Source organism: Kitasatospora sp. NPDC093679, assembly GCF_040683455.1.
Taxonomy (GTDB): Bacteria; Actinomycetota; Actinomycetes; order Streptomycetales; family Streptomycetaceae; genus Kitasatospora; species Kitasatospora arboriphila.
Genome location: NZ_JBFBDW010000013.1, coordinates 159900 through 173238 on the forward strand (window position 1 = coordinate 159900; position 13339 = coordinate 173238).

The following is a 13339-nucleotide window of genomic DNA, read 5'->3' on the forward strand; positions in this document are numbered from 1 at the left end:
CCGGGGCCGGCGCGGGCTCCGGCCTCAGGCGGCGGTCGCCCGCTGCGCCGCGCGGGCCCGTTTGGCGGTGAGCTGGGCCCGACGCTTGCGCTGCAACTCGCCGAAGCTGTGCGGGCCCTGCCGCTTGCGCAGCGTCGCCATGCCGTTGGCCGGGATGCCCACCAGCGGGTCGCCCAGTACGGCCAGCAGGTCGGATTCGCTCTGGTCGCTGTAGCCGGCCGCCTCCAGCGCCTCGACGGTCGGGAAGACGTCGGCGTGCCGCTGGGTGAGGTCGATCAGGTGGTCCTCGCGGCCGCCGAGACTCGGGCACCACAGGAAGTTGGCCGGCTTGTTGGGCACCACGATCCGGTGGAACCGGGCGATGGCCTTCGTGTAGCAGTAGAACCGCGTCGCCGGGGCCGACCGGGCGATGCGCAGCCACGCCTCGGTGTACTCGTCGGAGAAGAAGTCGCCGGAGTCGTGGATGCGCACCCACGCGCCGACGTAGCGGCGGTGGCGCAGCTCGTGCTTCATCTGCTGCTCCCACTCGCGCGGGGTGTCCAGCACCATCATGAGGTTGCGCAGGTGGGCGGCGGCGACGTTGGGGAAGCGCTTGTAGGAGCTGCCGGGCGCGTAGGCGTAGCAGAGGCGGGCGCAGATGTCGGCCTCCGGGCACGTGTTGTAGGTGCGGCCGTCCGGGAGCCGCCCGGCCCATGCCGGGAGGGTCCAGTTGAAGATGCCGTGCCTGGCGAGATCGCTGTTCTGCGTCAAGCGGGGCCGGGGCGGCGCTCCGGCGGGCATGCCGGGAAGGGAAAGCGGGGTGTCCACGGAATCGCTCCTGAGCGACAAGGGATGACGGCTGGGCGGCGCCCGGCGGGCGCGGGACGTCGTGAATGCCGGGCCGGGGCGGGCGGCGGTCCGCCCGCCCCGGCCGGGTGTCAGGCGCTGGCGGCCGCCTGGACGGCCTCGGCGCGGGCCGCGGCGGCCGGGCACCGCCCGAGCAGGCGGGCCAGCTGGGCGGACAGCGCGTCCTCGTCGCCCTCGTCACGGGCCCGGGAGACCTCGCGGATCGCCTCGGCGGCGTCCTCGGCGGTGACCGGGTGGGCGGCCGGGCACGGGCACGCCGTGCTGAGCGCCGCGGTGATCTCCGCCAGCTTGGCCGTGCGCTGCGCCTCGGGCAGGCACCCCGGGTGGCGGAAGGCGGGCTTGCCGCGGCGCAGGTGGGAGTAGAACTTCAGCCCGTCCCACTGGCCGCACACCAGGCACCTGACGTGCCAGTGGGTGTCCGCGCCGGGGTAGCCGCACAGCGGCTGCCAGCCGCTCGAGGCCAGCTTCGCGACCGCCATGGCGGCGCTGGCGATGTTGCGGGCGGTCGGGGCGAGGTGCGCGGCGAGCGGTGCGGGCAGGGCCTGCCTGTTCTCGGTGCTGGACATCATCGACGTGCCTTCCGGTCGTGATCGGTTCGGTTGCCGTCCGGGAGCCACCCGGCCTGACAAGAAAAAGACTACCAGAAAAGGCGCACGAATGGAAGTGTGGGGAGACTTCCGGCCCTTAAGATCATGAGCGGACCTGGCAGATCGCGCTGGTCCCGTTCGCGATCGGGGGAGTTCGGATGAGGGTACGGAACGGCCTGCTGGCGGCCGCGCTGTTGACGGCGCCGCTGACCGCGTGCGGCAGTGCGGCCGAGCCGCCCTCGGCCGCTGCGCCGACCAAGCTCGAAATCCGCACCAGCACAACTGAGCTGACCGCGCGCCTGCCGAAGTTGGGCCGGATCGTTGAGGCGCACTGGCAGTTCGACCCGCACGACAACTCGGGAGGCCGGGTGCCCGGACCGTCCGACTACTTCATCGATGCGGTGATGCGGCTCCAGCCGGGGACGGTGGCCGGTCTGCTCAAGGATCGGCAGGCCCAAGACATGGTGCTTCCCGGGACCTCCTCGGGACTCGCCGCCTTCCTGCCGAACGGCGCCGTCTGGCAGCACAGCTTGGAGCTCGACCGTGAGCTGGCCCGGGCGTCTTCCGCGACGTTCTGGTTCGATCCGGCGTCCGACAGTGTCTACCTGGCCGCCAACAACCTGTCGGTGCCGGAGACCGCCAGCCCGTCCGCCGGGTGACGGTAGAAGCGTCCTTAGCCCCGCAGCTGAGCCCGGTACTCCTCCGTCAGGGCGCCGCCGCCCGCCTCGAACCGCTCGGCCGCCCGGGCCGCGAACGCCTGGGCGTGCTCGGCCAGGCGGCGGTCGTGGGCCCAGTGCCGCCAGTCCCGCGTCTCGGGAACGGCCACGATCCGGCCCAGCTCCCCGGCCAGATCGGCGATACGCCGCATGTCGGCGGCCGGCTCACGGCTGCTCCCGTCCTCCACCCCGGCCAGCAGGACGAGCGCGCGCTCGGCCGCCGCACACCCCGGCCGCCGCCGCAGGCAAGCCAGCTCGTCGGAGACGTCCAGCAGCCGGCGCGCCGTGTGCTCGGCCGGGAACAGCAGCCGGAACGGCGTCCCCGGCAGGCCTGCCAGCGTCTCGGCGGCCGGGCGGACGAACCGCGCCAGATCCTCCCCGAACAGCACCACACCGAGATCATCCGAGCCGACCGGCTCCATCCGGAACGACACCCGCCCGCCCCGGTGCTCCTCCCGTCCCGTCACCCGCCACACCGGCCCCCACGCCGCCCCGCTGCGCCCGCCCGGCAGGCGCAGCACGTCCAGGCGCTCCAGCGCCCGCCAGTCGCCGCCCGCCACCCACCCGGCCGGCGGCTGCGCGCGCCGCTCCTCCTCCCGTTCCCGCTCCGCCCGGACATCCGCCGTCTGGACGACCGCGTCGGCGGCCTCCCGCCGGGTGCCGTGCCCATCGGGCTGCGCCTGGCCGTCGACCTCCCGCCACCAGGAACGGCCGCTGCGCCACACGACACCGCGCTCTAGACCGTCCACCGATACCGGGTACCGGCCGTCCGGCCGCCGCGCACCGACCGCGGTCCGCGCCCGCCGGCCGGCCAGTGCCGCCGCTTCCCGCTGCGCCCGTTCGCGGTCCCTGCGGGCCAGCTTTCGCCGACGGCGCTCGGCTGCCAGGGCTGTGCGGCGCGGAACGATCTCGGTGCGCAGCTGGTCCCATGCGCCGGGGTGGGCCTGGACGTCTTGCTGGTGGGCTGTCAGGGCGTCGATTTCGGCGCCGATCTGCTCGTCGGTCATCGCGGCCGGGTCGGCGGTGCCGACCGGTGCCGGGCGCAGCGGGCCGGCGGTCGTGGTGCTCTTCACGGTGGGTTCCTCCTGGCGGGTGTGCGGTGGGGGCGGGACGGGCCCGGCGTCGACCGGCCCGTCCCGCCTGGTGTCAGAGCTGGGGGAGGCGCTCGCGCGTCTCGGTGCTCGCGCGCTGCAGCTCGCGGTCGGCGGCGGCCCAGTCGCCGTTGCTCGCCCACCAGGTGGCCCGGATGAGCCGGGCGATCAGCGGGCGCAGGCACGGGCAGAGCCGGCCCGTGCGGTCCGTGGCTCGCTTCGCCGGGGTGCTGTGGCCGCACTCGGGCAGATCCCGCCACAGGGCCAGGACCCGGCCGGGGCCGGTGGACGGGAGGGGGGAGGTTCCCTGGGGCCATGGCGCGGGAACGGCCTCGGCCGCGGCCGTCAGGCGCCGACCGGTGCCGGGGGCGGTGAGTTCCAGCAGGCGGGCGACCGCGGACACGGTGGCGTGGAACTGGCCGGTGTAGCTGGACCTGCTGGGCTGCTCGTCGGACATGCGGGGTCCTTCCTGGTGAACGGTTCGACCTCGGCCGGGAGCCACCCGACCAATAGGGAAAGTTTACAAGAAATAGCGCATGAATTCAATGAGGGTGCACCCGGGGCGGCCAGGACAACGCCCGGCCGCCCCCGGCAGCCAGGCTCAGCCGGTCACCGGCCGACCCGGCCCGTCCGGCTTGCGCAGGACATCGGCCGCGGTGACCAGCTGGCCCAGCGGCGCGGCCGCGCCCTCCAGGGTCTCGCCGGACCGCACGATGACGTCGCGGACGTCGCCCACCGTCGGCCGGACCTTTCCGCCGCGCGGCCCCTGGCGCCGGTCGGCCCACAGCGCATCCGACTGGCTCTTCTCCACGGCGTACCGGCCACCGCCGGCCCGCCACACCAGCCGGAACGCCCACCGGCCCCGACTCGTCGTGCCCACGATGCGCACCACAATGGTCCGCCCCTCGAACAGCGTCTCCCGGTCCATCGCCCACCCGTACTCGGCCGCCAAGATCCACAGCTCCTCCACCGAATCGGGCACCCGGTGGACCGGCGCCCACACCTTGCCCGGCGCGGTCGGCGCCTGCATTCCGCGCCGCGTCGTCGCCCGGGCCGCCTTCCGCTCGCACAGATGCCGGTGCTCGGCCGCCCGCACCCGCTCGGCCTCGGCCTGGCGCTCCTGCTCCTCGGCCCGGCGCTGCAGCTCGACCGCCCGCTCCTGCTCCTCCCGCTCCTTCGCGCGCAGCTGCCGGGCCCGGTCCTCGACCGCCTCCTTCGGCGACGCCGGCGCCATCCGGCCGGAGGGCACGTCCTCGAAGGCCTCCCACCCGGCCGCCTCCCGGCGCACCCGGAACAGCCCCCGGCCCAAGTAGCACGCCACCGTGCCCACGTACCGGCCGCCGCCGTGCGGCTCGGGCTCAACCCACACCGCCCCACCACGACCGAACCGCTCCCGACCGTCCGCGGCACGGCCGGCGGCCTCGGCATCCAACCGGGCCCGCACGTCCCACATGACCTCCCGCGCCTCCGCCTCCGACGCCCCGGCCGCCTGGGCCTGGTCGAACACCCCGCGGGCGACGCGACCCCGCTCCCGCTCGGCCTCCGCCAGCTGCTCCCGGACCTCCCTGCGGGCGTCCTCCCGCACGTCCAGGCAGTGGCGGGCCAGGAACAGCCGACGGACCTCCCAGGCCTCCCTCCGGGCCGCCGTCTTCGTCCACATCTCGACGGCCCGCACGTTCTCGGCCATGTCCAGGGACATCCCCCACCGGCCGCACTCCAGCAGCGACCACACCGCCAGAGCGGCCTTACCGCCCTCGCCCCGGCCACGCCGCGCACCCGGCGCATACAGGGCCGCACCCCGCTGCGCCTCGGCGGCGAGCCGGACGGCGCGCGCCTCGCCCTCCTCACCGCCCCGGGCCCGTGCCACGGCGGCGGCAGCCGAACCGAGCGCGAACAGCGCCCTGTTCACCTCGGCGTCCAGGCGCAGCGACAGGTTGAGCTCCGCCCGCGGCATACGGTGCGGATCCCGCGCGTCCCACCCCTGGTAGTACGTCATGCCCGGTTCGGCGTTCTCCTCCCACCACTCGGCGAACGGGCCGTCGGCGCCGCCGAACGTACCGATCACCTCGCGGGCGAACCTGGCCGGCCCGCCATCCGGGTTCGCCGCCCGCCACGCGGCCTCCTCGGCCACCATGACGGCCGCCTCCTCGGCAACCAGCGGCGCGCACACCTCCTCGGCCTCGTGGGCCAGCAGGACGGCCTCGACCGCGGCCGCGTCCTTCACACAGGCCTCGGCCAGCACCCGGGCGCGCTCGGCGACGTCGAACAGCCGGCGGGCGTCCGCGTCCGCCCCCACCCGGTGGGGCAGCAGAGAGACGCGGTACTCCCGCCGCTCCAACCCGCTGTAGATCGGCAGCGCTGCGCGGTCCGCCGCGTCGGCCCACCCGTTCACGGGCCCGCCGGGCCCCTGCGGGTAACGGACCTGCCGCACCCGACCGCGGGCGACCTGCGCCCGCTCCTTTGCCTCGCGCGCGGTCTTGGCCTGCGCGGCGAGGTCCTCCCGCCACTCCTGGGCGCTGCGCCCGTGCCGGGTGGTGCCGGACGCCTCGGCGGCGGGGTCGACCATGGCCGGTGCCAGGTTGGCGAGCAGCGGGGCGACCTCGGGCCACCCGAACTGGGTGCGGGCCTTCTGGCCGTCGCGCTGCAGGGTGGCGCCTTCCCAGCGGAGCGGGCCCTGGCCGGTGGCGCGCCACGTGCACTCCAGGGCGAGCCGGCCGGTGCCGCGGCCGGCGCGCACGGTGGCGGTGAGCCGGAGGGTGACGGCCTGGGGGGTGATGGTGGGGGTGACGGTCCATCCGCCGGCCTGGGCGCGGGCGGCGAGCCGTTCGGCGTTGCGCGGCATGTCCGAGGCCGCGGCGGGGGCGGGGTCCTGGTGTGCGGTGTTCACGGGGGTTCCTCCGGATCGAAAAGGGTGTGCGGTTCGATGCGGCCGGGAGCCATCCGGCCGGCTGGGGTGGGGCAGTGGTGGCCCCGGCTTTGGCCGGGGCGGTGAGGGGCGGCCGTGGGCGCCCGGTCGGGGCGCCCACCGGGTCAGCCCCAGCAGACGGTCAGGCCAGCCGCGGCGCAGTGCTCGGCGAGGTCCTGGAGCTCGCCGAGCCGCCGGGTGAGGTAGCCCGCTTCGCGGGGCATCGTGATCCACCGGCCGTGCTCGCTTTTGGCGCGGGCGCCGTCGCTGCTCAGCAGCGCCCGGGCCAGCAGCACGCGGCCCAGGAAGCTCGCGGCGTCGTCCTCCCCGCACGGGTCGGCCGCGTCCAGGCCCAGCAGGACCAAGACCTCGGCGGCGTTGCCGTTGGCCATGTTCACCATGGGGTCCTCGTCCTGCGGGGCGAGGGATACGGGCTGGAAGGTGACGGACATGCGGACCTCTTCGGCGTCGTCGGATTTGGGAGCCAGGCAGACTGGGCCGGTCGGCGGGCGCCGACCGGCCCGATGGGCGGTCAGTCCTCGTGCGGGAACATCACGGTGAGCACCGGCTCGCCGTCGTCGTCCGGACCGCAGGCGACCACCAGGCGGGCCGACTTCTCGGCCTCCGGGTCGTCGGCCCGGACGTAGCCGAACTCGAACCCGACCCGGCGGCCCCCGGCCGCGCGCAGGATCGCGTTGTGCGCCATCCACAGCAGCTCGGCCAGCCGCCCCTCCTCCATCGCGCCGCGCGCTTCGGCGTCCTCCGACTCCCAGGACACGCACTCGGCATGCACAGCGGCCGTCACGGCGACGGGGTAGCTCAGCTTCGCCTTCCGCTGCGCCTCCTCCGGGACGGCGACCAGGACACCGTCCCGGAGAGCCAGGGCGCGGGTGTACACGTCGATCGGCGCTCCGAAGATCGCGGTGAGGTCGTTCACGTGGGTTCCTTCCGTGGGGTGCGGTCCGACTGTCTTCCGGGAGCCACCCGGCCTGACAAATGAAAGATTACATGAAATAGCGCACGACTTCAAGGGGGGTGGCCACCTCGTGCGCTGTGACGCGGAAGGCCTCACCGCCGCACGGCTGCAGCGGCGAGGATCCGCCGCACGGTGTTGACGTCCCCTGCACCGCCGACAGGGTCCGCCAGCGTCCGGCGGGCCCTGTCGTACGGGTAGACCCGGGCCCGGGCCCCGAATGCCCGCGCCACGTGGGCGGCGGCCTCGATGAGCTCCCACTCGCTGGGGAACTCCTCGACGGCCGGCAGGCACGGCAGCAGCAGCCACCGCCGACCGTCGGCGGGCACGGACCCGTCCTCCAGGTGCAGCCGCGGCCGGAACCCCCACTGCGCCTCGAACCGCTCCCAGTGGCGCAGCACGTCCGCGCTGGGATGCCCGCTCATGGGTTCGCGCCGGACCTCCGATCCGGGAGTGGTCCGGGCGAACGCGCCGATCCGATGCGGCTTGTCCGACAGAAACCCGAGGTGATCCGTCCCGGGCGGGACGGTCACCGTCCACACCTCGCGCCCGCCGGGCGGGCCCTGGCCGGCGGTGCGCAGCTGCTGATGGTCGGTCACGACCAGGGTGGTGCCTGCCGGGCTCTCCCGGATCCACGCCCTGTCCTCCCGGCACACCCGGAAGTCGGCGCCCGGGCTCCACACCGGCGCCGCGGGCGTGTCCGCGGGGAAGGTGAGCAGCACCGACACGGCGCCGTTGTCGACCCGCCGGCTGCGGGGATTCCAGGTCGAGCGGGCGGCCGCCAGGACCTGCCGCTGCAGAGTGCGCTTCATGGGGTTCTCTCCTCGATCGCTGGTGGCCCCGGGGCTGCCGGGGCGAAGTAGGGCGGTTCCACAGGGCCGCCCGCCCGCGGGACCGGTACCCGCGGGCGGCGGACACCGTCTGGGTGCGCACCGTGCGGCACCTGGTCGGTCCGTCGTGGGTCGGTCGGTTCGGGGTGCCGGGGGCGGGCCGTCCGGCCCGCCCCCGGCGCGGTGTTACGCGGCTGCCAGCGCCTGCTCCTGGGCGGCCGGGACGGGCTGCGCCCCGCCGGTACCCTCGACGCTCTCCAGGAACGTGCGGTAGGCCTTGCGGACCGTCTCGCCGGTCGCGGTCAGCAGCCGCTCGACCTCCTTGGGGTCCTTGCCCGCCCATCCGGCGATGTACGGAGCTGACGTCACCTCGGCGTCGACGCCGTACCGCGCGGCCACCATGTACGCCACCGACTCCGCCTCGACCTCCATCCGACCCCGGTGCTGCCGGTACTCGTCATGGCTGCCCTCCATGTGCCCGCACCCGATGTGCCCGGCGACCTCGTGGGCCAGCGTCACGGCCGCGTGCGCCTGCGGGCTCCGGTCGCTGATCCGGACCGTCATCGATCCCTTGTGAGTCCAGCCGTCCGAACGGCCGGTGTCGTCGACCTCCACCCGGTACCCCTGCCGCTCGACCAGGTCGGCGAGGTCCTCCCACATCTGCGCCGGGGCCTCGCCCTGCACGTCACCGCCGAACTTCGGAACGAACACCGAGGGGGTGATGGTGAACACCGGGCCCTCCTGCCACAGCGGCTCGGTCTGGGAGATGTCGAACACCGGAACGAGCTTGAACCGCAGCCACCGCTTCTCCTCGCCCTGGTCGTTCGTGACGGGCTCGCCGGTCCGCTCGTCGCGGCGCACGCCCGTCATGGGCGCCCAGATCCGGATGGCCTTCTCGCCCTTGCGGACCTGACGGCCGCGCTCCTTCCACTGCTTGAAGCTGCACACCGCGGTCGCCTGCGGGCACTGCATCATGATCGTGATCATGTTGGCGAAGCTGTACCGGCCGATCTCGGTCCCCGCGCGCTGCGCCAGCTTGTCCAGCATCGCGGTCCAGCCCTCCGACGTCGCCAGCTGCAGCACCGCCTCGGTGAGCTGCTGGTGCAAGGCCTCCGTTGCCTGCTCCCGCTCGGCGGCCCTGGCGGCCTTCTCGGCCTGGGCCTTCTTGGACAGGGGGCGGCGGGCGGTGCGCGACTGAGCCATGTTCGATCCTCCGTGGTTCGGGAATGCGGTCCGATTGCCTTCCGGGAGCCACCCGGCCTGACAAAAGAAATACTACACGAAATAGCGCATGATCGGAAGTTGGGCGCAGCGCCAGTGTCGCCGAATTCCCGGCCCTCCGCAGTCAGGAATTGCGCGGCCGCGTGCTCATCTGAATTCCCGGAATACGACGACTGCTCGGCGTTGCGCCGGGGCGGCTTGCGCGGCCGGCTGCGGCGTCCTGCGGGCATCATCTGTGCTTCCGGGACCGGCGGGGAGGGGCGACCGTCGTGCCGGGCGGACAGCGCGGTCCTGGGGCCGGCTGACCGGCCCCAGGACCGCCCGGTCAGCCGCGGAGCGCGGCAAGCTCCTCCAGCAGGCCGTCCTCCCACACGATCGTGCCGATGGGGTCCTCGGCGAACCACGGGAGCTCGGCGACGTCCACGCGCCACACCGCGACCGTCAGCCGGACGGCCTCCGCCTGGTCCTGCCTGCGCCCGTCGTAGTAGTACGGGCGGTCCAGCCGGGCCCGGACGTCCGCGAGAGCTGCGACCAGTTCGGCGCGCGGCGCCAGCGGGCACACCGTGCTGGGCGCAGCCTCGACGCACGTCAGGCAGACCTCATAGGCGGGGGCGCCCCCGGCGTCCGGGGTGCCGGACGACAGGACGGCGAGGATCACGTGACTGGACATGTTGCTTCTCCTCGGGGTTGTGAACGGGTTCGATTGCCTTCCGGGAGCCACCCGGCCCGACATGGGCAATAATACCAGAAACAGCGCATGATTTGCGGCGTGGGGCGGGCTTTCCAAAGCCCGCCCCACGCCCTCTCTGCTGCTAGAACACCGGCGAAACCGACCGCCGCCGGGCGCAGCGCACCGCCACTTCGTCCGTCACCCTGTCACGCAGCAGGTAACGCGGGCCGTCCATGACGCCGGCGCAGCGGCGGCAACCGCATTGCTCAGCCCGGTACTTGCCGTGCAGCTTCGAAAGGCTGCCGCGGTAGGTCACCAGGGTGCCACGTGCAATGACGTCTTCGCCCTTTTTCTGGGCGGCTGCCCCGGTCGGCTCGGCAGGGTTGGCCGGCCGCTCCTGGTCGTCCTCACCCTCGACGGTGGGGCCCATGTCCATCCATCCCACCTGCCAATTGCCTGCGTCGAACGCCACAGATGCCCAGCGGAGCGGGTAGACCGTGGCGGCGAACCCCAATGCGCGGGGCTCCTTCTTTCCGGGGTGCTCTGCCACCGCGACGCACCGGAAGATCACGGCCGTCTCTGGGGCCGTGAAAGGGCTACCCGCAACGTAGGTACGGCCGGGGCGGAAGAACTCGCTGCTGTGCTCCATGGAACTAGTTCCCATCTCTCGGATTGTGAGGTTCGATCGCAGACCGGGAGCCACCCGGTCGCCCTGCCTTAGAACCGCGGTCGGCCTGGTAGCCGCCCCCGGCGCCCTGTCAGGTGCAGTCCAGGCCGCAGCCCGGGCACACCAGGACCTCGTTCACGCCGTCGGAGAGCCACACCCCCTTGTTGCTGAGGTCGGTGCAGACCTCGGGGCTGGCGGCGTCCCAGGGGCCGACCCCCTCCACCACGTAGCGGCCGGGGTGCACCGGGTAGAAGCTGCTCGGGTGGGTGAGCACCTCGACCATCCGGAAGGTGAGGCCGGCCGGGAGAACGGAGATCGGGGCGGGGAGCTCAGCAGCAGTGGTCACTTTCGGATTCCTTCGTTCGGGGTTCGATTGCCTCCGGGAGCCACCCGGCCTGACAAGAGAAATACTACACGAAACAGCGCACAAAATCAAATCGGGAAGCCCTCCTGCGCGGCGTCACACCCAACGGCCGGCCTGGGCGCAGCACACCAATTGGGGCGGAGGGCTGCGCCCTTGCGGGGCCCTGGCGGCCCCCTGCCGCACCCGCCAGGGCCTGGCGGCCCTTCGCTTCGGGCGTGCGCGCGCCTTCCGGCAGCCGCTACGCGGCCGCACAGCGGCCCCCGCCGGGGGCACAGCGCAACCCTGTGCACCCCGGCGGCCCGTCGGTCAGATGGCCGGTGCGGGCACCATGCGCCCCGCCGCGACGGACGGGTGAACGAGCGTCACCGAACGGAACTCGAAGAACTCGTCATAGCCGGTCTTCGCGGTCCATCCGGCAGCCTCGAAAGCGTCGAAGAACGCATCGAGCCCGTTCTCGCGTGCCGCGTGCGGCAGACGGTCGGTCGCCGACACAATCAGGCCGTTCCACCCGTAGGAGATTCGGAAGTTCCACGTGTGCGCGGCCGGGATGCTTTCCAGGGCGGCGGCTACCATCGGGGCGGCGTCAGTAATGATGGCGGCGCGAATTCCAGCAGACATGATTTTCCCTTCGGTCAACTGTGATGTCTTGGGGGTTGGGCGGGGGCGGTCTCTGCCGCCCCCGCCGGGGAATTCGCTACGCGGCGGTGATTCGCAGGAGCCCGGCCTGGATCTCCTTGTACTCGGCCTTTCGGGGCCGGTACGCCTCCGCAATCTGGCGGACCTGGGCGCGGGAGTAGCGGGAAACCGGGCGCATCTCCGGGGCGCGGCCACCCGCGAGGGTTCGGCGGGTCACCTCCCTGACCTCCGGCTCCACCTTGAGACGCTTCGCCACGCTGCGCAGGGCATCGGCGACGCCTCCGGCGGTCTCGCGGTCGGCCCCGGTGGCCAGCGCGTACGTGGCCAGCGAGCGCGGACGGCGCTTGGTGGAGGCGGCCAGGCCGTTCATCCTGCGACGCTTGAGGATGAGTGCCTGGGCCTTGCGGGCGCTGGGGTTCATTCAGTTCCTCCGGATTGTGCGGTCGGTTCGATTGCCTTCCGGGAGCCACCCGGCCTGACAAGAGAAACACTACGCGAAAAGCCGCATGAAAGGAAGTTGGGCAGCCACTTTCCCGGAAAGTCGACCCGTCCATAGCGGTTCTGACTGCAGGTCCGACTGGGGTGCTGCAGACAGTGCCGTATGCGGTCCTGACTGGCGTCACATCACCCCTCGGCCGGCCTGGATTTTCCGCAGGTCAGGACACCCGTCAAGGGCCGCTGAGCCCCCGACAACCCCCTCTGTCTGTCCCTCTCCTGTGGTGCTGGTGGTGTGGTGTGTGCGGTAGGGCGGGAACGGGTCGGACGGCGGCGGTTCTGCGCCTGCGGCGGGCCGTTGTTGTTGGGCGCCCGGCGGTGCCGGTCGCGCGGCGCCCTCGCGCCGGTCCTGGGCGGCAGCCCGGCCGCTGCTCCGCGGCACATGGCAGAGTTCTGGCAGGGGCGCCGGGGCGGCGCCCTGTCGGTTCCTCGCCCGGCACTGGATCGTCCCCGCCGGACCCTTCCCGGCTTGAACGGCGGACCGTCGGGCTGACCTTGCCAGGGGTGCGTAGTCTGCATCCTCGTCGTATTGGTGATGGGCTGTCTGGCGGGGGTGTGGGGTGTCCGGGGCGTGGACGCGGTCGCTGTGGTGGCGGTTGTTTGTTGTGGTGGGTGCTTTGGCCTGGGTGCTGTCCGACGGGCCGCTGTGGCAGCGGGTGGTGGTCGGAGCGTTCTTGCTGGGGGGCGTTGCGGATCTGGTCCTGTGGGGCGTCGAGCGGTACCGGGTACGGCGAGGGGCAGGCCTAAAGCAGGAGTGACTTCAGTCGGCCGAAGGGCGACCGCTCCCCGCTGATCGACGTAGGAATATCCGGCCTGCGATGAAATGACGCGAAGCGAATTTATCAGGCGGCCGGGTGGGGATACGTCCTCTGACGGGATGGGCTGACGGTGGATTTCTGATACCGCCCGGACCCGGTTTTCTCCGGGGCCGGGCGGCTGGTTTTTCGGCCGGATAGGGAGGGGTGCTGCGGCGGGATCACCTGACAGTCCACATTTGATACATACTCGGGAGACCGCCCGGCGCGGCGTGGCGGATCGGGCAGCGCCGGATGGCGAAAAAGCCGGTGATCGACCGGCCCGGCCACCCCAGCCACAAGCGCAGCTCAGCCCCTTGACCGGGGCTCAGCCACCGGGGCCGTCGGAGCGAAGCGGAGCGGCCCGGGAGGGGAGCGAAGCGGACCGACCAGGCCCGGCGAAGCCGGGCCGGCCTGACCGAAGGTCAGGCCGCGGACACGCGGAGCGGGTCCCTACGGGCCTTCGGCCCTCCGTTCGCCACCCGCCTTCGGCGGGTGGGCGGACCGATCGGAAGGGGGGCGGGTGGGGAAAGAGTGTGTTTGC

The 13339-nt window shown here is 73.0% G+C and carries 15 protein-coding genes; 1 reads left to right on the forward strand and 14 read right to left on the reverse strand.

The genetic code is table 11. The features are described from left to right. Window positions 1-24: 24 nt before the first annotated feature. Both AB0O09_RS14435 and AB0O09_RS14440 read right to left on the reverse strand, forming a co-directional pair. Window positions 25-807 (reverse strand): hypothetical protein, encoded by a 783-nt coding sequence (locus AB0O09_RS14435; protein ID WP_363541954.1) that lies wholly within the window; start codon window positions 805-807, stop codon window positions 25-27. A gap of 110 nt (window positions 808-917) precedes the next feature. Then, entirely contained in the window at window positions 918-1415 is a 498-nt protein-coding gene (locus AB0O09_RS14440; RefSeq protein WP_363541955.1) for a hypothetical protein, read from the reverse strand. Window positions 1416-1591: 176 nt separating this feature from the next. On the opposite strand from AB0O09_RS14440, the gene AB0O09_RS14445 reads away from it, so the two are divergent. After that, window positions 1592-2092 (forward strand): hypothetical protein, encoded by a 501-nt coding sequence (locus tag AB0O09_RS14445; RefSeq protein ID WP_363541956.1) that lies wholly within the window; start codon window positions 1592-1594, stop codon window positions 2090-2092. Between the two features lie 14 nt (window positions 2093-2106). Here the strand turns inward: AB0O09_RS14445 and AB0O09_RS14450 are convergent, their stop codons facing one another. The 12 genes from AB0O09_RS14450 to AB0O09_RS14505 all read right to left on the reverse strand — a co-directional run bounded on the left by AB0O09_RS14450 (window position 2107) and on the right by AB0O09_RS14505 (window position 11927). Next, window positions 2107-3222, reverse strand: coding sequence for a hypothetical protein (locus AB0O09_RS14450; RefSeq protein ID WP_363541957.1), 1116 nt, complete (start codon window positions 3220-3222; stop codon window positions 2107-2109). A 73-nt stretch (window positions 3223-3295) separates the two neighbouring features. Next, window positions 3296-3697, reverse strand: coding sequence for a hypothetical protein (locus AB0O09_RS14455; RefSeq protein WP_363541958.1), 402 nt, complete (start codon window positions 3695-3697; stop codon window positions 3296-3298). A 144-nt stretch (window positions 3698-3841) separates the two neighbouring features. After that, entirely contained in the window at window positions 3842-6127 is a 2286-nt protein-coding gene (locus AB0O09_RS14460; RefSeq protein ID WP_363541959.1) for a hypothetical protein, read from the reverse strand. A 143-nt stretch (window positions 6128-6270) separates the two neighbouring features. Then, on the reverse strand, window positions 6271-6597 hold the full coding sequence (locus tag AB0O09_RS14465; protein ID WP_363541960.1) for a hypothetical protein: 327 nt from the start codon (window positions 6595-6597) through the stop codon (window positions 6271-6273). An 80-nt stretch (window positions 6598-6677) separates the two neighbouring features. Next, window positions 6678-7082, reverse strand: coding sequence for a DUF6573 family protein (locus AB0O09_RS14470; RefSeq protein WP_363541962.1), 405 nt, complete (start codon window positions 7080-7082; stop codon window positions 6678-6680). A 131-nt stretch (window positions 7083-7213) separates the two neighbouring features. Continuing rightward, window positions 7214-7930, reverse strand: coding sequence for a hypothetical protein (locus AB0O09_RS14475; RefSeq protein WP_363541963.1), 717 nt, complete (start codon window positions 7928-7930; stop codon window positions 7214-7216). Window positions 7931-8134: 204 nt separating this feature from the next. Next, window positions 8135-9151, reverse strand: a complete 1017-nt coding sequence (locus tag AB0O09_RS14480; protein WP_363541965.1) for an ArdC-like ssDNA-binding domain-containing protein — start codon at window positions 9149-9151, stop codon at window positions 8135-8137. 343 nt (window positions 9152-9494) lie between these two features. Next, window positions 9495-9839: a hypothetical protein gene (locus AB0O09_RS14485; RefSeq protein ID WP_363541966.1), complete on the reverse strand. Its 345-nt coding sequence runs from the start codon at window positions 9837-9839 to the stop codon at window positions 9495-9497. A gap of 142 nt (window positions 9840-9981) precedes the next feature. After that, window positions 9982-10488 carry a hypothetical protein gene (locus AB0O09_RS14490; protein WP_363541967.1) on the reverse strand — a complete coding sequence of 169 codons (507 nt, stop codon included), beginning with the start codon at window positions 10486-10488 and terminating at the stop codon, window positions 9982-9984. Window positions 10489-10597: 109 nt separating this feature from the next. After that, complete coding sequence (locus tag AB0O09_RS14495; protein WP_363541969.1) at window positions 10598-10852, reverse strand: hypothetical protein; 255 nt, start codon at window positions 10850-10852, stop codon at window positions 10598-10600. Window positions 10853-11176: 324 nt separating this feature from the next. Next, on the reverse strand, window positions 11177-11506 hold the full coding sequence (locus tag AB0O09_RS14500; RefSeq protein WP_363541970.1) for a hypothetical protein: 330 nt from the start codon (window positions 11504-11506) through the stop codon (window positions 11177-11179). A 58-nt stretch (window positions 11507-11564) separates the two neighbouring features. Next, the gene (locus tag AB0O09_RS14505) at window positions 11565-11927 is read right to left on the reverse strand and encodes a hypothetical protein (RefSeq protein WP_363541971.1); all 363 of its coding nucleotides are present in this window, start codon (window positions 11925-11927) and stop codon (window positions 11565-11567) included. Window positions 11928-13339 lie beyond the last annotated feature (1412 nt).

What these genes read in the sequence shown, in the direction of transcription:
- AB0O09_RS14440 (WP_363541955.1), bottom strand. Translation starts at nt 1,415, where the DNA reads ATGATGTCCAGCACCGAGAACAGGCAGGCCCTGCCCGCACCGCTCGCC.
- AB0O09_RS14465 (WP_363541960.1), bottom strand. Translation starts at nt 6,597, where the DNA reads ATGTCCGTCACCTTCCAGCCCGTATCCCTCGCCCCGCAGGACGAGGAC.
- AB0O09_RS14445 (WP_363541956.1), top strand. Translation starts at nt 1,592, where the DNA reads ATGAGGGTACGGAACGGCCTGCTGGCGGCCGCGCTGTTGACGGCGCCG.
- AB0O09_RS14490 (WP_363541967.1), bottom strand. Translation starts at nt 10,488, where the DNA reads ATGGAGCACAGCAGCGAGTTCTTCCGCCCCGGCCGTACCTACGTTGCG.
- AB0O09_RS14485 (WP_363541966.1), bottom strand. Translation starts at nt 9,839, where the DNA reads ATGTCCAGTCACGTGATCCTCGCCGTCCTGTCGTCCGGCACCCCGGAC.
- AB0O09_RS14455 (WP_363541958.1), bottom strand. Translation starts at nt 3,697, where the DNA reads ATGTCCGACGAGCAGCCCAGCAGGTCCAGCTACACCGGCCAGTTCCAC.
- AB0O09_RS14475 (WP_363541963.1), bottom strand. Translation starts at nt 7,930, where the DNA reads ATGAAGCGCACTCTGCAGCGGCAGGTCCTGGCGGCCGCCCGCTCGACC.
- AB0O09_RS14505 (WP_363541971.1), bottom strand. Translation starts at nt 11,927, where the DNA reads ATGAACCCCAGCGCCCGCAAGGCCCAGGCACTCATCCTCAAGCGTCGC.
- AB0O09_RS14480 (WP_363541965.1), bottom strand. Translation starts at nt 9,151, where the DNA reads ATGGCTCAGTCGCGCACCGCCCGCCGCCCCCTGTCCAAGAAGGCCCAG.